This is a genomic window from Bremerella cremea (assembly GCF_039541315.1).
In the GTDB taxonomy this organism is placed as follows: domain Bacteria; phylum Planctomycetota; class Planctomycetia; order Pirellulales; family Pirellulaceae; genus Bremerella; species Bremerella cremea.
On the sequence record NZ_BAABFZ010000005.1, the window covers coordinates 455665 to 481417 of the forward strand.

15 protein-coding genes are annotated in these 25753 nt (G+C 56.4%); 9 read left to right on the forward strand and 6 right to left on the reverse strand.

Going from position 1 to position 25753, the window contains the following annotated elements; all coding sequences use genetic code 11:
* Nucleotides 1-259 precede the first annotated feature (259 nt).
* Nucleotides 260-997: an AraC family transcriptional regulator gene (locus ABD890_RS18795; RefSeq protein ID WP_345093358.1), complete on the forward strand. Its 738-nt coding sequence runs from the start codon at nucleotides 260-262 to the stop codon at nucleotides 995-997.
* On the opposite strand, the gene ABD890_RS18800 is transcribed toward ABD890_RS18795, so the two are convergent.
* The 5 genes from ABD890_RS18800 to nrfH all read right to left on the reverse strand — a co-directional run bounded on the left by ABD890_RS18800 (nucleotide 998) and on the right by nrfH (nucleotide 7608).
* Nucleotides 998-2104, reverse strand: a complete 1107-nt coding sequence (locus ABD890_RS18800) for a vWA domain-containing protein (protein WP_345093361.1) — start codon at nucleotides 2102-2104, stop codon at nucleotides 998-1000. It abuts the gene before it with no gap.
* Nucleotides 2105-2449: 345 nt separating this feature from the next.
* Nucleotides 2450-4177: a methyl-accepting chemotaxis protein gene (locus ABD890_RS18805; protein ID WP_345093364.1), complete on the reverse strand. Its 1728-nt coding sequence runs from the start codon at nucleotides 4175-4177 to the stop codon at nucleotides 2450-2452.
* A 376-nt stretch (nucleotides 4178-4553) separates the two neighbouring features.
* Nucleotides 4554-5261: a hypothetical protein gene (locus ABD890_RS18810; RefSeq protein WP_345093367.1), complete on the reverse strand. Its 708-nt coding sequence runs from the start codon at nucleotides 5259-5261 to the stop codon at nucleotides 4554-4556.
* A 256-nt stretch (nucleotides 5262-5517) separates the two neighbouring features.
* A complete protein-coding gene (locus tag ABD890_RS18815) occupies nucleotides 5518-7113 on the reverse strand; it encodes an ammonia-forming cytochrome c nitrite reductase subunit c552 (RefSeq protein WP_345093370.1) in 1596 nt (531 codons plus the stop codon).
* Between the two features lie 12 nt (nucleotides 7114-7125).
* Nucleotides 7126-7608, reverse strand: coding sequence for a cytochrome c nitrite reductase small subunit (nrfH, locus tag ABD890_RS18820; RefSeq protein ID WP_345093373.1), 483 nt, complete (start codon nucleotides 7606-7608; stop codon nucleotides 7126-7128).
* Nucleotides 7609-8059: 451 nt separating this feature from the next.
* On the opposite strand from nrfH, the gene amt reads away from it, so the two are divergent.
* The 7 genes from amt to ABD890_RS18855 all read left to right on the forward strand — a co-directional run bounded on the left by amt (nucleotide 8060) and on the right by ABD890_RS18855 (nucleotide 16514).
* The gene (amt, locus tag ABD890_RS18825; protein WP_345093376.1) at nucleotides 8060-10384 is read left to right on the forward strand and encodes an ammonium transporter; all 2325 of its coding nucleotides are present in this window, start codon (nucleotides 8060-8062) and stop codon (nucleotides 10382-10384) included.
* Nucleotides 10385-10552: 168 nt separating this feature from the next.
* Nucleotides 10553-11059: a MarR family winged helix-turn-helix transcriptional regulator gene (locus ABD890_RS18830; protein WP_345093379.1), complete on the forward strand. Its 507-nt coding sequence runs from the start codon at nucleotides 10553-10555 to the stop codon at nucleotides 11057-11059.
* 45 nt (nucleotides 11060-11104) lie between these two features.
* Nucleotides 11105-12346, forward strand: coding sequence for an NAD(P)/FAD-dependent oxidoreductase (locus tag ABD890_RS18835; protein ID WP_345093382.1), 1242 nt, complete (start codon nucleotides 11105-11107; stop codon nucleotides 12344-12346).
* 207 nt (nucleotides 12347-12553) lie between these two features.
* Nucleotides 12554-13558: an alpha/beta hydrolase gene (locus ABD890_RS18840; protein WP_345093385.1), complete on the forward strand. Its 1005-nt coding sequence runs from the start codon at nucleotides 12554-12556 to the stop codon at nucleotides 13556-13558.
* Nucleotides 13559-13805: 247 nt separating this feature from the next.
* Nucleotides 13806-15218, forward strand: coding sequence for a sulfatase-like hydrolase/transferase (locus ABD890_RS18845; protein ID WP_345093388.1), 1413 nt, complete (start codon nucleotides 13806-13808; stop codon nucleotides 15216-15218).
* A gap of 144 nt (nucleotides 15219-15362) precedes the next feature.
* On the forward strand, nucleotides 15363-15695 hold the full coding sequence (locus ABD890_RS18850; RefSeq protein ID WP_345093391.1) for a rhodanese-like domain-containing protein: 333 nt from the start codon (nucleotides 15363-15365) through the stop codon (nucleotides 15693-15695).
* A 57-nt stretch (nucleotides 15696-15752) separates the two neighbouring features.
* A complete protein-coding gene (locus tag ABD890_RS18855) occupies nucleotides 15753-16514 on the forward strand; it encodes a hypothetical protein (RefSeq protein WP_345093394.1) in 762 nt (253 codons plus the stop codon).
* Here ABD890_RS18855 and ABD890_RS18860 read toward each other — a convergent pair.
* Entirely contained in the window at nucleotides 16495-22641 is a 6147-nt protein-coding gene (locus ABD890_RS18860; RefSeq protein WP_345093397.1) for an alpha-2-macroglobulin family protein, read from the reverse strand. The genes ABD890_RS18855 and ABD890_RS18860 overlap by 20 nt on opposite strands.
* A 535-nt stretch (nucleotides 22642-23176) precedes the next feature.
* Between ABD890_RS18860 and ABD890_RS18865 the strand changes: the two genes are divergently transcribed.
* The gene (locus ABD890_RS18865) at nucleotides 23177-25564 is read left to right on the forward strand and encodes a hypothetical protein (RefSeq protein ID WP_345093400.1); all 2388 of its coding nucleotides are present in this window, start codon (nucleotides 23177-23179) and stop codon (nucleotides 25562-25564) included.
* Nucleotides 25565-25753: the final 189 nt, after the last annotated feature.

Below are 25753 nucleotides of genomic sequence, written 5' to 3' on the forward strand. Positions count from 1 at the left end.
ATGGTTTTCTGCCCGGGGCTCGAATTTTGGGAAACGTTAGGGACATCATTAGAAAATCGCGGCATCACCTCGCTTCGACTCACCTGAAAAGATGGATTCTGGAGTCCGCAAGAGGCCGTTTCATGGTTAGCTGGCCTGTTTCTTCTGGTTTTAAATCTTTACGCTGTTAAGGGTGGCGATCGACGCCTTTCCGGAACGAACATCCAGTATCTCGGCCATTGCGATGAATGCGGACTTTCAGAAACAATTCTTTGCGCAGATGGGGTCACGGCACCAGATGCAGTTTCTGTACGATGCCGTCCCGGACGTATTCTTTTTTACGAAGGATCGCGACAGCCGAATGGTCTGGGCGAATCGCCAGTTAATCAAGCGGTTGGGTGCCACGCGCGAAGAAGATGTCGTTGGCGCTCACGACTCGAAGTTCTTTCCGATGGAAGTCGCCAAGAAGTATCGCGCGGACGACTGCTACGTGATGGAGACCGCCCAGCCGATCAACAATCGCGTGGAAGTGTTCTACAACGAAACGAAGATCCTCGACTGGTACATCACCAGCAAGATTCCGGTCTTCAACGAATCAGGCAGCGAGGTCATCGGCGTTGCCGGCGTCATTCGCAGTTACAAGGCCGGCAAACGCTGGGCCGCTCCGGCTTCCGAAATCGAAGAGATCGTCGAATACATGCGAACGCCGGAAGGCTCGCTGGCGACCGTAGAAGAACTGGCCGATCGGGCTCACATCTCTTCTCGGCAACTCAATCGCAAGTTCCAGGCGGTGTTCGGCATGAGCGTGCGTGACTTTAAGATTCGCACCCGTTTGAATTCCGCGGCGGATGATCTTAGCAACACCGATCACTCGATATGCCAGATCGCGACCGATCACGACTTCTCGGATCAAAGCACGTTCAGTCGTCTCTTCCGCAAGCATATGGGGATGACGCCGCTCGAGTATCGACGGAGCTATCACAATCCGCTCGGCTCAAGCTCGGAAAGCGAAGGCTAACTAGCCGCCGGGGAGCTTCACGCCCCAAACTCCATTGCGGCGGCGATTGCTGGGAATCGGTCCGTTGGATTGAAGCCGTTTGCGTCCCTCTTCGGTGATCCCAACATCTTTGTAAGTCCCCCCGTGCGCGGTCGCGATCGCCGAAAAACGTCCACGATCCTTCGGCAACACTTGCATGCCCAGGGTGTGAATCGTGATCCCTTCCAACTTGGTGTTGGCCAGTTCGACGTCGGCATTGTCGGTGAATGCACCATCCCCCAAGATGTAGATCAGGTCTGGCTCAAGCTGCAGAGCCAGCGTGATCGCGTCGCGGCCATCGGTCAGCAGACACATCTGCACCGTATCGAGCCACTGGGTCACCTTCTTCTTGTTCTTATCATTCGCGTGGACCATCTGCTTTTCGACCGAGGGATAGAAAAGGGGGTAGGCCGTATCGCTGTAGAAGATGATGTAGAACTCCTGGTTCGGCGTGAGACCTTCGATCGTCTTGCGAAGCTCGATCAGGGCGGTCTCCATGCGGCCGCCCCCCATGCTGATCGAGTTGTCAACCAGGAACAGAATTTTTCTCCCCTTCGCTCCGGTGCCGAAGAACTTGGTCATCTTGCCGACGTCGTCCCCTAGCCCGTCGATTTCGGAAAGGAGACCGTCTGGGTTCATCCCGGCGAAGTCGATCGTTTGCGTCGGCATTAGCTCTTCGACCGAGATCGCTTCGCTCATCATCACCGGGTCAGGGGCAGCGGTCAGCAATTCAATCGACTCCGACATGAGCTGCGGCGCTGCCATCGCCAGTTCCACTTCCTCTTCGATCTGCGGCTCGATCTCCAGCACCATCTGCTCCAGTTCTTCGCTCTCTGGCTGATCGGTCGCGACCAGGTTCAATGCCTGCGGCAGCGGTGGTGGCGAGAGGGTTGCCAGCAGCAGCGTCGTTAGGCCCAGACAGTGAACAATGACGCTGATCAACCAGGCCGGCATGCTCCAGATGGCAGCCTTAAACCACCATCGATTCTGAACTGGGGCATCGTCGTGTTCTGGGTGCGGATCGTGACGACAGCGCGAAGTCGATTCGCGATGAAACGAAGATGACGATGAGTATGCATGACTCGACATGGCGATGGTAACTCCTGACCAACCGAAAGTTCGGTGGAGGTGATTCGAGCGGTGAGAAGAGACTGGCGAATCTAGCTACCTCTTGCCTTTCGTACTTCGTGTAGTCTGCCTCGAAATATTCTGCAGCTCAACACATTGGTCGAAAATGCCTCAAAAGCAGGAGATTCTTGCGCAACGCCTCGTTGGCAACACGCCCTCTACCGTAAGCATTTCCGTCATCAACGTTGCGTCAACCAGCGACGCATATTGGCCTGCCGATGCCAGCAGCCCCAGAAAGAAAAATCCCTGCGTAGCCAACACCACGCAGGGATAAAGTGATTCGTCTGATCGATGCGGAGAGAAAACTTACACCACGCGGAACTTCGACATCAACGCTTGCAGGTCATCGGCGACGCGATTCAGTTCAACGCTCGTTTCCGAGGCCGTTGTCGCTCCATGCGACGTTTCGCGAGCCGCCATGTCAACCGCCAGCATGCTGGAACGAATCTCTTCGCTAGCCGCAGCCGACTCGGCCACACCTCCGCTGATTTTGTTCACGGCGGAATTGGTTTGCGAAATATGCTCGGCGATCGACTGTGTCGTGTAGTTTTGTTCCTGGATCGCAGCGGCAATCATGTTAGACACTTCGTGCACCTGAGCGACGTGCACACCGATGTCACCGATCGAACGCGTTGTCTTCACTGTTGCGTCTTGAATGGCGCCGATTCGGTGGCGAATGTCTTCCGTGGCGGAAGCTGCCTGCCGGGCGAGTTCCTTCACTTCATTCGCCACAATGCTGAAACCCTTCCCTGCCTCGCCGGCACGGGCCGCTTCAATGGTCGCATTGAGCGCCAAGAGATTGGTTTGCTCCGAGATGTCTTCGATCGTTTCAATCACCCGGCTAATCTCTTGGGCGGCGGTCGACAGTTCGGCGATGTTGGCGTTGCTTTGCTCTAGTTCCTCGGCGGCCAGCCCGGCGACCGATGATGCCTTCTCGGTATTGGTCGAGATATCGTTGATACACGCCGCAAGTTCTTCGATTGCGTTGGCAACCGTGCTGACGCTGACTTGCATCGACTGGGTCGAGTTGGCGGCTTCGCCCATGCGGGTCGCCATTTGGTTGGCCGCATGAGAAACAACGGCCGAACGCTTGGTGGTGTCGTCGGCTCGATCGGTCAGCGAACCCGCCGTGGCGGAAAGCTCGGACGACGATTGAGCCAGGACCGAAGCACTGCCACCGACGCGAATGATGACATCCTGCAACTGATCGACAAACTTGTTGAACCACATCGAGAGTTCGCCCACCTCGTCGTTGCCATCAACCGGCAACCGGCGGGTGAGATCCCCTTCGGCCTGGGCGATGTCGGCGAGCAGACGCGAAACTTTGCGGATTGGTTTCAAAATCCACAGCACGATGAAAGGACATGGCACCAGGGCGATCACCGTGCCGATTGCCATCGCCATCCGCGAGTTGCTGGCCACCGCTTCCGACGTTTCGATGCGATGCGTGAACAACTCGGTCGCGGCGTCGGCAACCTGATCGATCCCTTCTTCCAGGTCGTGAATTGGCACCTTAAACGGAGCCATCATTTTGTTGGCTTCCTGCGGTGGCAGTTCCGCGTCTGCGATTGCCTTGTCGGCCACCTGCAGCACGCCATTCATGTAAGTGTCGTGCAATCCCGGCAACCGTGCAGCGACCTGTTTGATTTCAGGGCTGAAGCGCGGGTCTTCCGCGATGACTTGGTTCATTTTCTTCAGCAGCGTCTGAATCTCGGCCTGCTTCTCTTTGAGCTTCGGCAAGTACTTTTCGACCTGGCTCTCGCGGTTGCCAATATTCAGGAACAAGTCCTTCTCGTACCGGCGGTGCTGAAGCATCAGGTTTTTAATGGCCTGGGCGTCGCCGAAGATTTGTTTGTCGGCCGCGATGTAGTCGAGTTCCGACTGCAGCGAACTGAGTCCGCGGTCGCCGATGAAACAGGCCGTCGCGGCGAGAATCAACACCAGCGCGAACCCACCGATCAACTTCGTGCTGAGACGGATCGAGTTCAAACGATTACGAAAGTTGCCTGGTGCACTGTTAGTCTGCTGACTCATCTTCGGCCCTTTGATTTCACGCGATTGCCTAGCCAAGTGGCATCTGGTTACTGTTGAAATCTACGGCAGAAGCGGCGTTGCAAATCAATTGCCGACAATGCGCCGAGAGAATTGCTCAGCTCGAATCGATACGTTCGGCAAATCTCATCCATTTCGCAATAGGATGGGACCGCTCCAACACAACCTAAGTATCTTCGTGAACTAGCGTTAGGCCTTACCCCCGCACTTCGCAAATGGCTTTTTTGCGGGAACTCAAACTGCGAGAATCCACATTGGCCAATCTTGGCTCACAGGCCCTGTTTTTCCCGCGAGGGGGATCGTGATCCCCGATGCTTACGGCATCGATCCTTCAGATAAGCTAGATTCTGGTCGCGGCCTATGCAGCTCGGTTTCGAGACTCTATCTGCCGGGTGAGCATTTCAAACTCGGTCACGATCTGAGTCTGCAGTTTGCGTTCTAACGCACACAGAATGTCGGCGACTTCTTTGCCATCCATGACGCGATGGTCGTACGCGATGGTGACGTTGCATCGCCCCTGCTCATCCAGCGGACCGTAAGTCAGCGTCGTGGTGACCGGTGCCTTGGGATCGACGATGGTTACCCCTTGGCCGGCGAGTGTCGTCAGGGCGAAGGTTCCCAGACGTTTCACACGTTTCTTCGGGGTGAAATGAAAGCGTAACCACCACATCACGCGGCGAAGCATATCAGGATAGTTGGCAAAGCGGACCTGATTCTTGAAAGCCGTTTCGACCGGAGCCGTCTGGTAGCGTTCCAAAAGCCCCTGAAGTTGAAGCAGTGGCATGGTGTGGGCTTCGTCCATCGGTGCGAAGAAGAGCCATTGCTCTCCGTCGACCACCCGAGAAATCGCCAAATTGCCGATCGGATGGGGATGCTCGTAAAGGTGCGGCCAGGGCCACTCCATATAGGTCTGCCGCAAACTGGCCGTTTCAGCCGAGAGCAGTGCATAGGCCCGAAGGACCGCAATCGACCATGAAATCCGAATGGGGCATTTCGAGCGTGCGTCCGCGAGTCCTTGAAGATCGAAGGTCTTTACCTGCGACACCGTCGGCATCGTTCGATGCATCCGCATCAAATCTGATACGATCGCCCGATGAGGTGGTAATCCACCGGGAATCCAACGCTTTCCGCGGGCTTTGGGGGCCTGGGAAGTGGCAGAAGAAACAGGTAAGTCAGACATCCGTTGAGAATAGCACGAATCAGAGTCTTGGCACTCCCCTAGCGCCCGTAGACTCATGACCCAGACGCATGGCCACTTAGATAGCGGAAGACTGGGCTTTAAAGCAACCCCAGTTCCCCTATTCGTGCTGGTTGATGTTTGGCTAGTTGACCGGTGCTTTATCGTCCGGCGTGATGCCTTCAACCTCGATTACTTCCCCGGTCGGCTCAGGCGCCTCAGGGGCCCGAAGCTTCAAGGCTTCGATTTCGGCCTGGCGACAATAATCGATTGACTCACCCAGGATCCGGGCCGCTTCCTGGTCGGCGTGGAAGCCTTTCGAGTTCTCGCTGCTGATGAAGTCGAGCCGCCACATCCCCTTCTTTTGCAGTTCGAGGATCGGTGCTAGTTGCTCGTCGGTAGCGCCGGCGGCCTGGGCGGCCCGAATGGCATCGAGCATCGACGTCATCGCCACCGCGGCCCGTTCGGTCAGGGCCTTGGTTCGATCCTGGATGATATGCACCCGATCGACTAGTTCCTGAGCGTTCACGTTATGGCAAGTCTGGCACGACTTGTCGGCCGTCAGCAGAGGGCTACCAACCCAGTGGCTACTGACTTTCATCGCTCCTTTACGTTCGTAAGGCATATGGCAGTCGGCACAGCTCACGCCACTGCGGGCATGGATCCCCTGGCTCCAAAGCTCGAACTCGGGATGCTGAGCCTTGTATATCTTCGCGCCCGTTTCTCCATGTTTGTAGTCGATGAAGTCACTTCCGTCGGGGAACTTGTGGTTATCGTACAGCTCTTCGATTTGCTCGACTTTCAGTCCGTTGCCCCACGGGAAAAAGAGCGTCTCTTTGGTTGCACAATAATACTCGACATGACACTGGGCACAGACGAACGTCCGCATTTCCTGCCGGGTCGCGTCGCGATTGGGGTCGTAGTCGCGATCTTTCTTGCCGTTTCTCCATCGCTGGATACTTGGCAAATGCGGGACCGGGTCGTCACTTTTCGCGAGCGCAGCGATCCCGTTCACGAAGCCTGGTCGAGTCACACGGATCGCCATCGATTCGGGATCGTGGCAATCGATGCAGCTCACCGGGTGTGCCTTGCCAGATGCCGTGGTGCCGTCGGGGGTCATTTCGATCTCGGCATGGGCGTCGGCATAGTCCATGGTGCTCATCTTCTCGAAGCCCTTCATCACGGCAGGCCAGTTGAAGTCGTGCGCCAGTTCTAACTCGGTAACGTCCATTTCGCCTTGTTCAATCAAACCAAGCCGCCGGTAAGTCGGCACCACCGACGCATGGCAATGCAGACACGCCCCGCCCTGCTTTCGCTCGGTCACCCGTTTGGTTTTCTCTTGATCGCTGAGCATGTAAGCGTGCCCGCGTGCCTCGCGGTAGTCGAGACTGAAGGCATAACCAGCGAACAGACGCTTCAGCCAGGGATGCGCCTCGAGCTTGCTGGCGGTCATCCCGTCGGAACCACCGTAGTCGCTCTCTTCCATGTCGACCGTTCGCAGGTACGAGTCGTACTGGTGCGGCCAATTCACGCCCCACGGAGCCGGATCGGTCGAAACTTCGTCGACCTCTTCCAGACGCACGAACGGAATCCGTGCTTCCTGCTTCCTCTCGAAGATATTCATCAACAGCGCTACGACGCCGAAGGTGATCACTGCGAACAACAGCATCAACCCAACCAGGCCAAAGAACGAGTTTCCGCGGCTTCCCTTCGAGGGGGACATGGATGGTTCAGAACTCATGATCAAATCCTGTTATCGTGAGTTGGGTTCCAAGATGGGGTAGACGCGAGCGTGCAGCGCGTGCCCGACATCGGCGTGACAATGCACGCACGACATCGTTTCTTCCTGATGATTCACCGGAAGCATGTTATGGACGAAGTCGGCGTGGCAATGCAAACAGGCATTCTGCGTGACCTGGCGATTGCGAGGCTTGATTCGTAGCGGCTCTGGATAGTCGTTCAGCGTGAACGCCAAAGAGTGAAAGAAGCCGTTATCGGCCTTGGTGACCCACTTGCCGATGGGATCGTGAGACAAATGGCAGTCGTTACAAACGGCAACATTGTGATGGCTCGACTTCTGCCATGTGTCATAAGGCTCTTGCATGACATGGCAGTTGATACATGTCTGGGGGTCGTTACTCAGATAACTGGCCCCTTTTCCATAACCAAACGTGAACGTACCCAGCCCGAGCACAATCCCCAGCAGGATCGCGAAGCAAGACGAGAAGAGCCCCACATAGACGCGGGCCCTTGAATATCGCTTCCATGAATTCTTGCGACGAGAGGTGGTTGAGCTCCCGTTTTCCATACATCCCAGCCTTCCGTTAGCCAATCAAACCCCCAGCTTTCAGGGCGGATTCGATCGCGGGCGTAGTGGTTGGACCATTTGGGTGCCTAAGATAGCGTTCGGGGGGAATCGCTTCAAATCATTTTCCCTGAATTCGTTATAAGTTTTTTATACCGCACAACCCGCACATACTTTGCGGGGGCTGAATACTCCATCGGGAATAAGATTCGCTAATATCCTCATCAAAACCACCCATTGAGATGGCAATCTAATTTCAACAAAGCAGATAACTTTTTCACATTGCGGTTTCTACGAACAACCTATCGTTGGGGGAATCTTCGATTCGATTCATTGTTTTCTAGAGGCGGAAAATCTACGAAACATTGGAAGAAGTAAACGGATGCCCTCACGTCGAAATCTCTATTTAATCGTATCTCTCCTAACGCTTGGCTCGCTGGTCGTCGGTGGATCACAGGCCTTTGCCGAAGCCGACCTGGCGGCCCCTGTTGCTGCCGTGGAAGTGGCTGCACCGGCAGAAGCCACGGCCGATGGCCACGCATTAATTGACTATGCGTGGGTGATCTTTGCCGCCGCGCTTGTCATGCTGATGCAGGCAGGCTTCATGTGCTTAGAGTCAGGCCTGGCTCGAGCGAAGAATTCGATCAATGTCGCCGTGAAGAACATGGCCGACTTTGTACTTTCGGTCGCCGGTTTCTGGTTCATTGGCTTCGGTCTGATGTTCGGAACCACCTATTACGGCCTGTTTGGCACGAACGACTTCTGCGTATCGTTCGAGAACGCTCCTTGGCTGGCTGTCTTCTTTGTCTTTCAGGCTACCTTTTGCGGAACCGCGGCGACGATCGACTCTGGTGCCGTCGCCGAACGATCCCGCTTTGTGACTTACCTGTTTATCTCGCTGATCACGTCGGCACTCATTTATCCCGTGTTCGGTCACTGGGCGTGGGGCAGCCTGTACCACAGCGACTCCAGCGGCTGGCTGGAAGACCTCGGCTTCATCGACTTCGCCGGCTCGACCGTGGTTCACTCCGTGGGGGCCTGGGTGGCGTTGGCGTCGGTCATCATTATTGGACCGCGACTGGGACGCTTTAACCAAGATGGCACAGCGAATCGCTTCCATCCCCACAACTTGCCTTTGATGTACCTCGGTACGTTCATCCTGATGTTTGGCTGGTTTGGCTTTAACTGCGGAAGTACCTTAGCCGTCGATGCCGAAGTCGGTCCAATCGCCATGACCACGCTACTTTCCGCCTGTTTCGGCGGGCTTAGTTCGACTTTGATTAGCTGGTCGCTCGGAAGTGCCAAACTGCCTCAAGCCGAAGACATCGCCAACGGCGTGCTAGGTGGCCTGGTCGGGATCACCGCCGGCTGTGCCACTGTTTCGGCAACAGGTGCCGTGCTGATCGGTCTGGTCAGTGGCGTGCTGGTCTTCCTCGGCATGATCTTCATGGAGAAGGTTTTGAAACTGGACGACGTCGTCGGTGCGATTCCGGTGCATGGTTTCTGCGGTGCCTGGGGAACGGTCGCGGTTGGCTTCTTCGCTCGAGAAGACGTCCTTACCGGAGCTGGTATGACCCGCTGGGAATTGATCGGTGTTCAAGCGATCGGTGTCGCGGCTTGCTTCGTGTGGACCTTCTGCACGGGGTTCGCCTTGGTCTATCTGCTGAAGTGCGTTACGCCTGTCCGTGTGAGTGAAGAAGACGAAATCATGGGCCTGAACGTTTCCGAACATGGTGCCAAGAGCACGCTGTTCGACCTGGCGGCCACCATGCAACAAGCCGCCAATGCCGAGCACATCGATCGCCGGTTCCTGGTCGAACCGGAAATCGGTACCGAAGCAGGCGATCTGGCCGAGGCGTTCAATCGTTTGATCGAAGCCATCGACTCGGAACGTCACCGCACGCGAGACGCCGTGCAATCGCTGGAACGCCAGAAATCACTCGCCCAGGCAGGCCTCGCCCGGTACAAACAACAAGTCGAGTCGAGCCTGGAGTCGATCGACGAACAACGTAACTCGCTTCAGTCGGTGGTCGAGACCTCTTCAACCAACGCCCAGAGGCTCGTCAGTTCGGTTCAGCAGATCTTCGCTCGCATCGATACGATGGTCCGCTCGCTGGGGGATATTTCGCAGCAGATGCAAAAGACTGCGTCGCTGGCCGAACGAGGCGTGGCGACTGCCAGCAGCAGCGGCGCAACGATGAGCCAGTTGAATGAATCGTCGACCGAGATCGAATCGGTGCTCGATATGGTTCGTGAAGTGGCCGAGCAGACCAACCTGCTCGCATTGAACGCCACGATCGAAGCTGCCCGGGCCGGTGCCGCTGGCAAGGGATTTGCCGTGGTCGCCACCGAGGTGAAACAACTGTCTCGTGCTTCGGCCGAATCGACTCAGCAAATTAGTGGACAGATTTCTCGCATTCGCAGCGATACCCGGGAGGTGGCCTCGAATCTGAGTGAGACGGCAAACGTCATCGGCCAGGTCTGTGCCATGAACGACGAAATGAATCGCTTCCTGCAGAACACTTCGACCGACCAACGGGCCTCGGCCGAACAGGTCCGTCAGATAGGTAGCGAGATTGAACAAATGGTCGAGCAAATGCTGAAAGGCATGCAGGAAATCCGTGTTTCCAGTGAAACGATCGGCCACCGAGTGCGGAATTCGTATCAGGAATTCACCACGGTGCTGGACCAAGCCGGCCTCGCCTAGTTCGCGAGTGCCGATGACCGGCTGGTTCGCCCCACGATCCAGCTTGCAGTGCCCCCACCTATTCGGGACTCCCCCCGAGTTTTTGGGGGCATTGTTCTTTTCGAGATCAATACCTGGAAGTGAGACTGTTGTCTTGACGTTTATTGTAATGACGCCTATCCTGGGGGGATGGCTGTATCTCCACAGAAATCTCGAACGCGTCCTCCTGGCGGAAAGTTTGACTCCCTGGAACAGGAAGTCTTCCTGAACCTTTGGCGCACCTACGACCGCCTGAAAACGATCGAGGAAGAAGTGTTCGGCAAAGTCGGCTTATCGGCTCAGCAGTACAACACACTTCGCTTGTTGAAGTCAGTGCATCCTGCTTCGATGCCCACGCTGGTGCTAGGCTCGCGCCTGATTTCTCGTGCGCCGGATATGACTCGTCTGTTAGATAAGCTCGAACAACGCGGTTTACTAACACGAGAGCGGCGTCCCGAGAATCGACGTGTGGTGGAAGTCACCATCTCGCCGGCGGGGCTTCAACTGCTGGAGCAGCTTGCCGAACAGGTTGAACAATGCCATGCGCGGCAATTGGGTCACCTCTCTCCTGCCCATTTGAAGCAGTTGGCCGGGCTGCTTCGCGATGCTCGTGCCCCGCACGAAGATGCCACGAACCTCTCGCTGGTTGACGATTGATATAACGCGGCTGCCATGCCGCCTGAAACGATAGGCCAAAGGACGATGATCGATACCCCGAAGACGACTCAGGTAGTGGTAATTGGTGGCGGTCCCGCAGGAGCCACGGTCAGCACCATTCTCGCCCAACAAGGCGTTCGCGTTGAGCTGCTCGAGCGCGAGAAATTCCCACGCTTCCACATCGGCGAATCGCTGATCCCGGAAACCTACTGGGTGCTGAAGCGATTGAACATGATCCCGAAACTGCGCGAGAGCGCTTTCATTAAGAAGTACAGCGTGCAGTTCGTCAGCGACTCGGGCAAAGAGTCGGCACCGTTCTACTTCCACGACAATAAAGATCACGACTGCTCGCAGACCTGGCAGGTCCGCCGAAGCGAGTTCGACGAAATGATGCTTCGCAATGCCGAAGAACATGGCGTGAAAACGCACGAAGGCACGCGCGTCCTCGACGTGCTGTTCGAAGGGGATCGTGCAGTCGGTGTTCAGGTCATGGGCGAAGATGGCGAGAAACGCGAAGTCCGAGCCGACGTGGTGGTCGATGCCAGCGGCCAGAGCTCGATGCTGCTGAACAAGCTGAAGCTGCGTGTGCCTGATCCAACGCTGAACAAAGGTTCGATTTGGACCTACTACAAAGGTGCCTACCGCGGTGAAGGTCGGGACGAAGGTGCCACGACGGTCCTGCAGGTCGAAGATAAAAAGGGGTGGTTCTGGTACATCCCCCTGCACGACGACATGGTCAGCATTGGGGTGGTTGGTGACTTCGACTACTTGTTCAAGGGCCGTGGCTCGCACGAGCAGGTCTTCGCCGAAGAACTGCAGCGCTGCCCTGCCGCCAAGATGCGAGTCGAAAACGCCGAGCAGGTCACAAAGATCTTCGCCACAAAAGACTTCACTTACAAGTCGAAGCAGGCCGCCGGCGATGGCTGGGTTTTGATCGGTGATGCCCTCGGTTTCCTGGATCCGCTCTACTCGTCTGGCGTCCTGCTCGCTTTGAAGTCGGGCGAATTGGCTGCCGATGCGATTGCGGAAGGTTTGACCAAGGGAGACACTTCCCGGGCCCAACTCAGTAACTGGGAAGCGGACTACATGGTCGGAATGGAACGGATGCGAAAGCTCGTCTGCGAATACTACGACGGCTTCAACTTCGGGCAGTTCGTGCGTCGGTTCCCGAACCACCGCGGCGACATCACCGACCTGTTGATCGGCGACCTCTTCAAAGAAAGCCTCGATCAGGTCTTCATCTCGATCGATTCGCTCAAGGCAGAAGCCGAGACGATGACGAAGTAGCCGCGCCGCATTACGCACGTCTGACACGAACGGTTGCCCACGCTCGCTGGCAACCGTTTTTTGATTCGAAGTGTTGGCGGTGTGGGTATCATAATAAATTCCCGTCAGGCGTTGAAATCTCACAAAACAACTGGCATTGCCCCACCCAGTGCCTAGCATAATAAGTACGCCCAAAACTGAACGTCCCCGAACGCAATGGCTGACGCTATGAGAATAACGACCTCCTTCCTACTGCTGGCTCTGTTTACGGTTCTGACAACGAGCGCTTCGGTATCTGCCCAGGAAGCCACTCCTGAGAAAGAACCTAGTGCCGAGCCAAAGGGCGCCGAACAAGACCGCGAAATTCAACGTCGCATCAGGTCGTTCGGGCGGATCGAACTCGGCCCCGACGATGTCGCGGTCTACGAAGCCCCGCCGGAAGGATTCAAGTCGGAACGAGCTGACATTCCGCACGGCAAGCTCGAGACGATTACCTACGACTCGAAGACGGTCGGCACCGAGCGGAAGATGCTGGTTTACACGCCGCCTGGCTACGATTCCGATAAGAAGTACCCGGTGCTTTATCTACTGCATGGCATCGGTGGCGATGAAACCGAATGGAACCGCTTCGCCAATCCGCAGCACATGCTGGATGGCTTGATTGCCGATGGCAAGGCAGTACCAATGATCGTCGTAATGCCGAACGGTCGCGCCCAGAAAAACGACCGAGCCGAAGGGAACGTCATGGCCAGCGCACCAGCGTTCGCCGTGTTCGAGCGTGACTTGCTTGACGATGTTATTCCTGCGATTGAAAAGAAGTACTCCGTCGATAGCGACCGTACCAAACGTGCCATCGCCGGCCTCTCGATGGGAGGCGGCCAGTCGTTCAATTTTGGCTTGCAGAATCTGGATACGTTCGCGTGGGTCGCCCCCTTCTCGGCAGCTCCCAACACGAAAGCTCCTGAAGAATTGATCCCAGACGTCGCCAATGCGAAAGACAAGCTCAAACTGCTATGGATCTCGTGTGGCAATCAGGATGGCTTGATTTCGATCAGCCAGCGGATGCATCGTTTCCTCAAGGAGAACCACATCCCGCATGTCTGGCATGTCGACGGCCATGGTCACGATGCCGCCCACTGGAGCAGCAGTTTATACTGGTTCGCTCAAAGCGTCTTTCAAAACGAGCCCTATGCTCTGCCGACAAAGTCTTACGGCCAGAAGTCCGATAGCTAGTCTCCGCACTCGCTGGCAATTCGACGTGCGCCGTCAGGGAAGCAGGACGGCGCACGAATTCTTTCGCGATCACAAAAGACCAAGGTCGATTTGATTTCTCTTTCTGATCGATGCACAACCTTGGGGGCCTGCGCCGCTGTTTTCGGCCTCGATTACCCACGCATGGTCGGACTTGCGTTGACCCACCTGCGGTAGCCATTAATACTGAAGTCGCCCATCCGAACGCCTTTTCCGCAACGAGGCCCTCATGCGACTTCTGCAACTATTGTTATCGCTCCTGCTTTTGCTGACGCTCTCGGCAACCAGTTTCGCCGCCGATTCGCCACCCAATGTGATCATGGTCTTCATCGACGACATGGGGTGGGGTGACTTCTCTTGCTTTGGGAACGAAGCGGCGACCACGGAGCATTGCGATCGTTTGGCAGCCGAAGGGGTTCGCTTCACGCAGTTCTATGTGAATTCGCCGATTTGCTCTCCATCGCGCACAGCGATCTCAACCGGGCAATATCCTCAGCGTTGGAAGATTTCTTCGTACCTGGCCGATCGCCAGATGAACAATCGGCGTGGCATGGCCCAGTGGCTTGATCCTGCCGCTCCGATGCTGGCTCGCCAACTGCAGAACGCTGGCTATGCCACCGGGCACTTCGGCAAGTGGCATATGGGTGGCCAACGCGATGTGGGCGAAGCACCGCTGATCACCGAATATGGTTTCGACGCGTCACTGACCAACTTCGAAGGCCTCGGAGACCGCGTGCTGCCGCTGCTGGATGCTTATAACGGAAAGAAACCTCGTCGGTATGCCTTGGGGAGCGACAACCTCGGCCGCGGTAAGATTACGTGGCAAGACCGGAGCGAAGTCACCCAGTCGTTTGTTGACGCCGCAGTCGATTTCATTCGCCAAGCCCAAGCCGACCAGAAGCCGTTCTACGTGAACGTTTGGCCTGACGACGTTCACTCACCATTCTTCCCACCGAAGGCCCGTCGTGGCGACGATTCAAAGCGTCAGTTATATCTCGGTGTGCTGGAAACGATGGACGAACAGCTCGGCACGCTTTTTGAACTGGTTCGCAACGATCCCAAACTTCGCAACAACACGCTGATTGTGATGTGCTCGGACAATGGTCCCGAGTTCGGCGCTGGCTCGGCTGGTCCTCTGCGAGGCCACAAGACAACGCTGTACGAAGGAGGCATTCGCTCGCCACTGGTGGTCTGGGGTCCTGGTTTGATTGCCCCCAAAGACAGTGGTCAGGTCAACGAGAGTTCGGTTTTTGCCGCCTTCGACCTGGTGCCTAGCTTGCTGCAAATCTGCCAGGCCGATGCCAACGGGATCGAGTTTGACGGCCAACCACTACCCGATGTGCTGCTGGGGAAATCGAAGGCGTCGCGCGAGAAGCCACTCTTCTTCCGCCGCCCTCCCGATCGTCCGGCGTTTAACCAAGAACAACTGCCCGACCTCGCTGTGCGGGATGGCAACTGGAAACTGCTTTGTGGATACGATGGATCCGAAGTGCAGCTATTTAACCTGCATGATGATGTCGGCGAGACCAAGAATGTTGCTGCCGACCATCCGGAAGAAGTTGCTCGCCTGAAGGACGAACTGATGCAGTGGAATGCCTCGATACCGGCTGACAACGGAGCCGATTGGGAACCGACCCCATAGCATCCGCCTTGCGGTGCGAGCTTCCAACTTGGTGGCTCGCCACCCAATTATTCGGTGCGATCGACCTAATTCCGAGGACTGGAACATCGCTTGCAGCAATCTTTCCTGGGGGACAACTTTTTGGACCTTAGTAAGGAGAAAGCCATGCATTCCATCAATGCAAGTGAATTGAAGACTCGTCAGAATCAAGGCGAACGACTTACGTTGATCAACACGTTGAACCAGGACAACTTCGAGAAGACGAAGATACCTGGATCCATCAACATCCCGAAGACCGCGCCCGATTTCGAGTCGCGCGTTGAACAAACTATTGGCGGGAAGAATCAGCCAGTGGTGTTGTATTGCGCCAGCGAAGAATGCCCTTCTTCAACCGAAGCGGCGAAGAGACTGGAAGATGCCGGCTTTTCGGAAGTGTACGACTTCGAGGGAGGCGCGAAGCAGTGGCAAGAAAGCGGAGGCACGTTAGCCACAGCTTGATCTTGGCCAAACTCGCTTCGCCAGCCTAGCATTGAGAAGAGAGTTGGCAGATCGTTCGTGAACGAAATGACTTATGGCGTTGTACTACTTAAGTGCAACGCCTATTTTTGTCTCACCAAGTTATCAAACGCACTTCGTTTTCGAACTCTTCATGAAGTCGATCACGGCATCAGCGCAAAACTTGCCATCCCTGGGCGGAATCGACATAGGCTTTCTAGAACTAGCCAATCTCGTCCTAAAGGGGTATCTATGCCCTCCCATTACGCCGGTCCCGACGCGCGTCGCTGGAAGTCGTTCGAAAACCTGACCACAATCATCGGGGGCATCATCATTGGATTTGCCGCTCTGAATGCGGTGATGTGGGTTCTTGCCAGCCAAGATAGCTTTATCGAAGAAGTGGCCCGCAAAGATTCCCGGATCAGTTTGACCGAGGCACGTCAGGGTGCCCACGATTTGATCCATGAATCGCGAATCTACGCAATCGCCTATTCCATCATGGGAACCGGAATCATTGGTCTGGGAATCATGATGATGGTTAGCACTCGGCCGCTACCGACCGTCGCGATTCTACTGGGCGGCTTTATCGGGGCGTTCGCTTTGATGAAAGGCTGGGAAGCCTTTCAAGCATTTCAAGACGGCGAGACGTGGTTCATCGTCCGCAACCTCGTTGCGATGATGTTCCTGGGCAGCTACGCGATGCAGGGCATTTCGCTTGGCATCGCGGACGAGCATCCAGCAACAGAAACCGCCGCGGAGGAATCACTTCCCGACGCGGCGGCAGGTTTTAAATTTCAGCCGACTAATTATCGAGATCTTTGATCCCGATCTTCATCTCGTCGGAGTTGCCAACCAGCTCTGGTGCATACATGGCCTGGGCGACGGCTGGCAACGCACTGAACTTACCTGGGATCTCGGCCCGCATGCGATAGGTCAGCGTATGCTTGCCGCGTGGCAGCTCTCGCACGAAGAAGTTGACCTTCTCGTCGCGAAGTTCCATGTAAGCCCCCAGCGAGTTGCCGTTGTATCCGCTTTGCAGATCAACCGGCTCGAACCCGGCGGCCTTCTGGTCCTCGAACATCAAGTACTCGTAGTCGTTCTTGCTCTCGATCACCAGGTCGATCTCAACCAGATCGCCGCTTGTGATCTGCGACTCGTTTTCAAGCAAGGTTCGCGTGTACTTGACCACTTTCTCATCCAAGGCCTGACCGCGAGCCCCCACCGCCTTGGCAGTGGCATCTTCGTCTCGATCGAGTCGATAGAAGCGACGTTCGATCTTCACTTCGAGGCCTGCCTTGGTGATGAAGTTCTCCAGCGTGAAGTTCGTCAGGTAAGCACTGAAGTAGACCGGGCCTTTGCCTTTGCGGCGTAGCTCGACCTTGTGCTTGCCATCGGTCACTTGCAGACCGGTCAGTTCCACCGTGTTATCGACCGTGAACAAGTTCTCTTTGGTGAACTCGGTTTCGGCCTTCTTTTCGCCGTCGATGAGGATTTCAACCGTCATCTCAGGATTCATCTCGTCGGTGGCCCGCAGGTAATCGGCCATTGCCTCGACGCACAAGGCGGTGTCGCGAGTCGACTTCCAGTAGGTGGCATGCTTCCGATTGTTCAGCAGGTACTTCACCAATCGGCGAGCCGTCACGTTCTGGGCGTCGGTCGCGGACAACAACTTCAAGTAGTAGGCATTGGCTTCGATCGCGTCGCCGTACCAGTACCACCAGTGGTTGTCGGCTGGCATCTTCAGGTAAGCCGTTTCGTTTTCCTCGTCCGAAACCAGGTACTGATCGAGGTTACGACGCAGCATCGTCAGCTTCTCAGCGTCCTTCACCTGGTGCGTGGCCAGAGCGAAGACCGACAAGCCATAGACCGAAAGGTGCGTGCGATCGCGATAGATGAACTCTCGCATCTCTGCATTGTCGTGCCCCAGTTCAACCAGCGTGGCATAGACGATTGCGTCCAGGTTGCCGGCGTTTGGTTTCCAAGGCTTCTTCTCTTGCGGCTTGGCGTTCAGCTTCTGGAGCTCTTCGTTCTGGTAATTGATCAGCCACTGGCGACCGCGAGCGATCACGTCGGGCACGACCGCGGCGTCATTACGCTGAGCGATCATCAGGCCTCGCACCACGACCGCGGTCGTATGGGGATAGCTACGTTCGCCATAGCCTGAGAACCATCCCCAGCCGCCATCGCTGTTCTGCATCTCGGTCAAACGCTGGACACCAGCATTGACCATTTTCTGCAGCTCCGCTTCGTCGAAGACAGGATTGTGTCCCACGTGCCAGCGTTTGCTGCGTTCTTCCGGATCGCCAAGTTCCTGAGCGTTCAGGTTATTCTGATGCTCGGCAATCGACTTCAAATCGATTCCCATTTCGCTCAGCACCTTCCGCGTGATCACGGTCGGAACGAAGCGGTTCAAGGTCTGCTCGGTGCAGCCATAGGGATAATCGCTGAGGTATGGTAACGCTTCGACCATGGCAGCTGCCAGACTTGGCGAATATCGCACGACCAGACGCGAATCCTTGGGACGACGGTCCTGTGGAACGTTGATCGTGAAACCGTTGGCATCTTGCTCTGGCTGAACCGTGCCAGCCCAGGCTTCCGTCTTCAACATGCCATGCACGAAGACCGGGAAGCTTTGCGACATGGCGTCCGATTCTTCGTCGGTGAGCGCCTTCATCGTGATGGCCGCTTCCCCTTCGCCGGTGACCTTCACGGTCCAGTCGACACGCACTTCGCCTCCAGCAGGAATGGTTACCTTCTGCGTCAGTGGCGAGTCGCTCGACATCAGTTTGCTCGGCACATCGAGCGAAACCATCGCGGTCTTTTCGGATTCGAGGTAGTTATGCACGTTGGCCGAAAGGACCACTTCGTCCGTTTGCACGAAGAAGCGAGGAGCCTGAAGCCGAACGATCAGATTCTTTCGAGTCACCACATCCGTTTCAGCGGAACCAACTTTGGTTCCCTGGCCCATGGCCCACGTGCGAATCTTCCAGGTCGTCAGATTCTCAGGCATATCGAGCTTGAACTCGGCCTCCCCCTTCTCGTTCGTTTCGACGCTTCCGACCCACAATGCGGTGTCGGCGAAGTTCGAGCGAACGGTCGGCTCGACCAGGTTGGCTTGCTCGCCACCCCCCATTTCTTTGTCGCCAACTTCCATCATGGCATCGGCCACCGGAGCTGCCGCCATCGGCGCGGCACTCTTGGCCAAAGCCCGCGACTGCATCATCATGCCGCCACGCCCCATGCCAGCGCCCTCCATTCCTCCGAAGCCTACGGCATCGTTTTCCATGACCATCTGATTGTTGAACTCGTCGGCCACGCTATTGCCGAAAGCTCCCAGGAACTGCAAAGCCCGCTGCCCCTTCGGAGTCAGATTGTGGCTATACAAACTGAGGCTATCTTCCGTATTGGGATGATGGTGGCGACGCCACTTCCAGAAGAACTCTTTGATGTCGGTGACGTTGGAACCACCACTAATGTACTCGACCGCTTTGTCGTAGACCGTCAGCACGGTCGAGCCAACGAAAGGTTCGCCCGTCAAGTCGGTCAACTTCAACTTGATCGTTCCCTGGCTACCCGGCAGGTATTCGGTCGCGTCGGTTTCAACTTGCAAGTCGAGGACGCGCGATTCTGGCGGGACCACGATATCTTTCGCTTCGTTGTGCACTTTGGCATCGGAAATCGTCAACGCTTCGACAAAGAAGTTCGGCATGTCCTTCTTCAGGACCGCAATCTCGTGAACGGTGCTCTTTCCGGTCAGACGAACAATCTTCGGCGGCAGATACACACTGTTGGAAGGTCGCACGAAGAGCAGCACCGTGCTTCCGACGCGGTTGGTGTTGATCTGAAGCTTGACGGTATCACCAGCTTCGTACTGCTTTTTGTCGGGAATCAGTTCCAGGTCGTTGAAGCGATACTCTGATCCGTCGAAGCCTTGGCCCCGAACGGTGAAGATGTAGCCACCTTCTTCGGTGTGACCGGCGTCGTCGGTGACGGTGAGGCTCAAACGATACTGACCGGCAGCCGATGCTTTCATCGACTGCGTTTTCGAGCCTTCCCCATTAAGTTCGACGTCCCAGGCCTGAACTTCGGTTTCAACGGGCTGCTTCTTATCGTCGTAGGTGATCTTCAGCAGCTTCAGCTTGCCCTTGCCAGCGACATCGCGGGAATCAAGCGTTTGAGCCAGGAACCGAGCTTCGATCGTGTCGCCCACATCGTAGTAGCCACGATCGACCCAGGTATAAACCTTGAATGGCTGACGAGCGACCAGCACCTTGCCGGTACCGACAATCGTGCGACGCGACTCGTCACGCACTTCCGCGGTGATGGTGTACTGATGGTCTTCGTTGCCATGCATTGCCTTGGCGATCGCCGTGTCGATCTCGACATCGACGGTGCCATCTTCGCCGATCTTCACTTCCTGTTCGGCGACCAGTTCCGGTGGGTTGTGCGACCAACCGATCCATGGCGGAATTGGACGGACGCAGCCGACCCAGCGGTTGAAGCCTGGGTACCAGGAATAGTCGTAAGCAAACCACCAATACCCCTTGCCGTAGCACCAATCCCAAGGTGCGGACGGATACCAGCGTTCGTTGTAAGGCGAGCGTTCGACTTTGTACTTCACCGTGGCGTTGGTCACTGGCGAACCGAAGTAGTACTTCGCGTTGATCTTCGCCGTGATTTTCTCGCCCAGCTCGACCGGCTTGGAAGGAGCGTCAACGGTGACTTCAAACTCAGGCTTCTTGTACTCTTCGATGCGGAACTGAACGTTGCCCCGGTCAGTGTACAAGTTGTATTGCCCCAGCTTCGCATCGGACGGAATATCCCAGGTTCCTTCCACGCCACCGTAAGCATCGGCAGTCAGAGTCTTGTGGAAGATCTCGTTTCCCTGGGGATCGTGCAAACGGACCGAAATCTGCTGGCCAGCGAACTGGCTGTTGTCGGGCATGTCGTATTGCGACCGGCGTGTCCAGAACTTGAACTTCATCGATTGATCCGGACGATAGACCAGTCGATCGGTAATGCCGTATGCACGAATCTGGGTGTAGTCGCTGTTATAGGACTGGCCATACCAGACGTGCTGGAAGCCCATGAACGCGAAACGACCTTGATCGGTGCGTGCCATGGTCAGCCACTGATAACGCTCGGTCATCTGGTCCGAGCCCAACGTCACCTGGCCGTCGGCGTCGGTGAACTCGGCGAAGTTCTTCACGTCGACATGGAACTCGTTCCGGTTGCGGACGTTTTCCATCTTGTAACCGAAGAATTCGACGTTGGCCTTAGCGATGGGCTGTCCGCTGACGGCATCTGCGACGAAGTAATACTTCTTCTTGTCGAGCTGCTTGCTAACGATGACCGTATCGACCACCCAAACTACGATCTTGCAAACGTTGCCATCCGCCATCTTGGCTGTCACCATGTAGGCACCGGCGTTATTCAGCGGGGCATGCACGTCAACGCGACGATCGAGATGGTCCGGGCGAGGCTCGAGTTCCATCGACCACTTGGCGACCTGTTCTTTCAGATAGGCTTCGCCACCTTGAAAGAGAATCCGTTCGCCAACCTGCTGGAACTGCAGCTTCTGATATTCAACCTGCTTCGGATTGGACTTCAGATACGCCTTTACGTCCGCCAAAAGCTTTTCGACGTCGATCTTGTGCGCAGTGAAGCTGACTCCCTTGCCGTTGCGAAACAAATACTGCAGCGTCGCTCCTTGGCCAGCGGCATTAACCTGCCCCCCTTGAAATTGTCCCAAGTTGCCCACAATCTGCTGCAGTCGATCATCGCGATACTTGTTCGATCCTGGCCCGACGTCGGCGATTGCCTGTTTCCAGACTTCGGCGGCCCGTGGGTATTGGCGCCGGTTCTCGAAGATCGAAGCCAACTGGTCGTAGGCCTGCGAACGCTGGGCGTTTTTGTCGCTGATCAGCTTCTGCCAAACCTTGATGTGATTGAATTCGTCTGGCAGATCGAAGCGTTTGATGCCGGTCGCCAGACGCGCGATCGTTTCGTTTTCCTTGAGTGTGCCAAGCGAAAGGAGGTGCGTCGTTTCGTCGTCGGCATCGGGACTGGCCGGTGCGAAGAACCATTGGAACTGACGGAGGGTTTGGACACCAAACTGCGAGTTCAGAAAGTTCGCCCAGCTCAGTTGCACATCGCCAACCTTCTTGGCGTTGTACTCGCCGACCTGTTCCATGGCCCAGCGCATCCGCTCGCCATCATTCTTGGCGGCGTCCCAGCTTTTGGGGACATAGTAATAGATGGGGTTCCCTTCGGCGTCGACCGGAGCCCCTTGGTTCGATCCGCCGTAGTTGTAGCTTTCTTCGTAGTCAGGCAGCTCGCTGATATCGGTCAGGTATTGCAGTTGCCAGGCGGCGCGGCCGTAGCCACCGCTTAAGAAGAACTGAGTCACGTCCTGATACAGATCGCCCATGTCAGGCTCGGCGTTCTGCGTCTTGGCGATGTTCATCGCTTCGACATAAAGCTGCAGCGCTCGGGTACGGTCGCGGTCGATGCTATTCACTCGCTTGCCGCCGCCCCGGACCGGACCACGTTCAAACTTGTTGTCGTTAATCACTCCCCAGTGATTCAGCCGTGCGTACTGTTGAGCACATGCCTGCAACACGCGCCACTGTCCTTTCTGAGCCTTTGCGGTCATTTCCAGAAAGTTGTCCACCTCGGGATAGCGTCCCAAACGCTGCAAGGCGTTGATCGGCAGATTAATCGTGCGAGCGAGCTGCTTGGGATCTTGTTTCGGATCGGCAAACAGCTTCTCGGCCGCTTCGAAAGCTTCCTTGAAATTGCCTTGTTTGAAGAGCTCTTCCATTTGCGTCACGGTCGGGGCATTTCCTTCTGCTGCATGATTCAGCGGGCCAATCCATACCGTCATAAGTGCGGCACAGCAAAGCAGCAGTGCCAAAGGAACCATGCGGACGAGGGGGTAATTTGTCATGGGGCGTCCTTGATGCGATCTATTTCTGATTCGACGGGGTTCATCATACCGCCGGCCTGTCGAAGTCTAGACGAACCTAACCTGAGTTCCGATTTCCATAAATGGCTGATTCATGAAGAGTTTTGCGTCTGACATTTTTCGCTATTTTTATCGATAAATCCCTTTCACAAAAGAAGTTTGGAGGAATCTCCCACTTCCCGGGAGTATCTCGGTAAGATGTCCGCGAATAGGACTAGGAGGCATAAGCCGCCACTTAGTAAGATGGCCTGGAACATACCCGCCAGGCGATGTCCTACCCCCCCATCATTGCCGATATAACCGATTATCGAAACAAAATCGGTCGCTTCCTCGTCGTATAAGCAGAGGCGAATGGCAATCCCAGTCCGGCAGCCGTCGTAAATGGCGACTAGCCTTGAGATAAACCTTACCTAGTGCGAGTGTTCGAGGAATGACTCAAACCACCAACCCTTACCAAACCTGGTTGGGTCTGAATGTAGCAGGACGACCTGATTGTTACACCCTTTTGGGGCTTCCCATGTACGAAGCCGATCAGGGGAAGATCATGGTTGCCGCTCAGAATGCGATGGCGCGCGCCTCCATTCCGATGGCGCCTGCCGACGAGCCACTTCGTCAGATGCTGGTTTCTGAGATCCAACTCGCCCAGAATTGCCTGCTCGATCCTGCCCAAAAGCAGTCGTACGACCAGCAGTTACACGCTTACTTCAGCAGCCAAAACACGCCTGCGGCCCCCGTGGCGACGCCGGTTCAAGCAAGTGCTCCTGTGCAAGCCGCTCCGGCTACAGTCGCAGCCCCTGCCGCGATGCCGATGGAATCGAAGCCATCCGATTCTTCCGGCGACATCAATTTGAAGTCGAAGAAGTCGTCGGCCGCCTCGAGCGCGAAGAACCGGGCTCGCAAATCGTCGTTCGCCCTTTATGCCGGTGGCGGCTCGATCTTGCTTTTGGCTGCCATTGCTGGGGGTGCCTATTACGCACTGAAAGAACCAACGCCAGAGCCAGTCGCGCAGCTCGACCCTGCTCCGGTTACCCCGGTGGAACAAGAGCCGGAACCAACCGACGATGAGACGGTCGATCCACGCGGCACCCGCAAACCGCCACGCCCTCCGAAGGGAGATCGTCCGACGTCGCAAGATCTGGCGAATTCGATCCCAGGCCTCGGCAAGCCTGAAGACACCATGGCGGGCATGCCCGAGATGAGTGCCAAGCCGCCGGAACCCAAAGCGACTCCCCAAGACGAAGCCGCCCTGAAAACGGCCCTGATGAACGCTTGGACCGGGATCGCTTCGCGCGACTTCGCGAAGGCATCGATCGCCCTCGACGAAGTTCGTAAGACCCCGAAAACTCCAGCCGGAACGGCCGATTTCGAGCGCGTCGATCAGTTCGTTCAAGACTTGATGGCTTACACCCGTGCCCTCAACGAGGGAACCTCGGGCCTTCGCGAGAACGAAGAACTGACGGTCGGCAGCACCAGCTTCACCGTGACCACGCTAGACGATAACCGCGTCGTGATTCGCTATGCTGGCCAGAACCGGGGTTACGACCGCAACGAACTGCCGGAAGGCTTTTTGCGGGCGATTGCCAAGAGCCGCTTGAAGGGTGACGACGCCCAGAAGAAGCGGATTGAGGCTTCGCACCTGCTGCTCTCGCCGAAGGCTGACATCGAATTCGTCCGCAACCTGTGGATGCAATCCGGGGCTGATGGTGGTGCGTTGACCGCCTTGGAAGCCGAGAAGAAGAAGTACATGCCCGGCGAAATGGTGGCTACGGCTCCGAAGCCAGACATGTCGACTGAAATGACGTCGACCGAGAACACTCCTCCAGCGATGCCGGCCGACACAGAACCTCCGATGAACATGGCCGGAGGCGACGTCGCATCCGCCGAGAAGCTGACTAGCCTGATGAATCAGGCCCGAACCCAGCTTGTCGAACGCAATCCGACCGCGGCCGCGCAAGCGATCGCCCAGGCCGAACCCCTGGCAAGCGTTCCCGCCCATCAAGAGAAAGTCGCGCAACTGAAAGCTCTGGTCGACCTCAACCAGAAGTTCTGGCAGGCCGTTTCCGGTCGCCTGGCGAAGTTGCCACCGGATGAAGATCTCGACGTGAACGGAAAGATCGTTCGCGTGGTCGAATCGGAAGCCACCCGCCTGGTGATTCGCGTCGACGGCGAGAACAAACGCTATACGCTCAGTGATTTGCCAGCCGGTCTGGCGAAGTTTCTGGCGGAAACCGAACTGCCAACCTCCGCCGATTCCAAGAAGATCATTGGTGCCTTCCTGCTTGTCGCCCCCGAAGGTGGCGCCGAAAAGGCTCGCGAAACCTGGGCCACCGCATTTCTGTCAGACGAAGAGATGGATGCCCTGATCGGGGCAATGGGAACGCCGTTGAACCTGGCGAACGATCTGATCAAACAGGTCCCGGTTCCTCCGGAATCGGAAGTGGCGGCGCCGGCAGCCAAGTTCCTCGAGAAATGGAACGCCCAGATCCAGTCGGCGATGCGACTCGACGACCACGCCAAGGTCGGCCGCGACATGGCAGCAGACGCCAAGAGCCTGCCCAACGGCTCACCGGGACAGTTCGCTGGCTTCCGCTATGCCTTAGCTGAAACAGCCCGAGGGGGCGACTTCGAAGCTTGCAATGAAATCATCACCGACTGGTCGGTTCGATTTGCTATCGAACCAGGCGAATGGCACCTCAAAGCGATGCAGCTAGCAGCAACTTCGAGCACGTCATCGAAGGTGCATGCCGCTATCGCTCAGCACGCCATCGATCAGGTGCCGCAGCTCAAAGCTGCCGGCCAAGGTCAGATCGCCACTCAAATGGTGAAACTGGCCGAAGAATCGGCCTCGAAGTCGCGCGACAAAGCGATTGTCGACGCCGTTAAGCAGCTTGGCGCCTCCCAATAACGGGGAGTGCGCAACTTTGACGATTTTCTAGAGTTTTCTGCTCTGGCAATTTGAAGCACCGGATCTCGGGATTCCGATTATTCCAATGAATGGTGTGATTGTTTGTTGGCTAACTCTTGTCACAAACGACCGCCGATGAATCCCACCAGAGGATGAGTTACCCGCCATCCTTCATTGTTTCGGCCACGG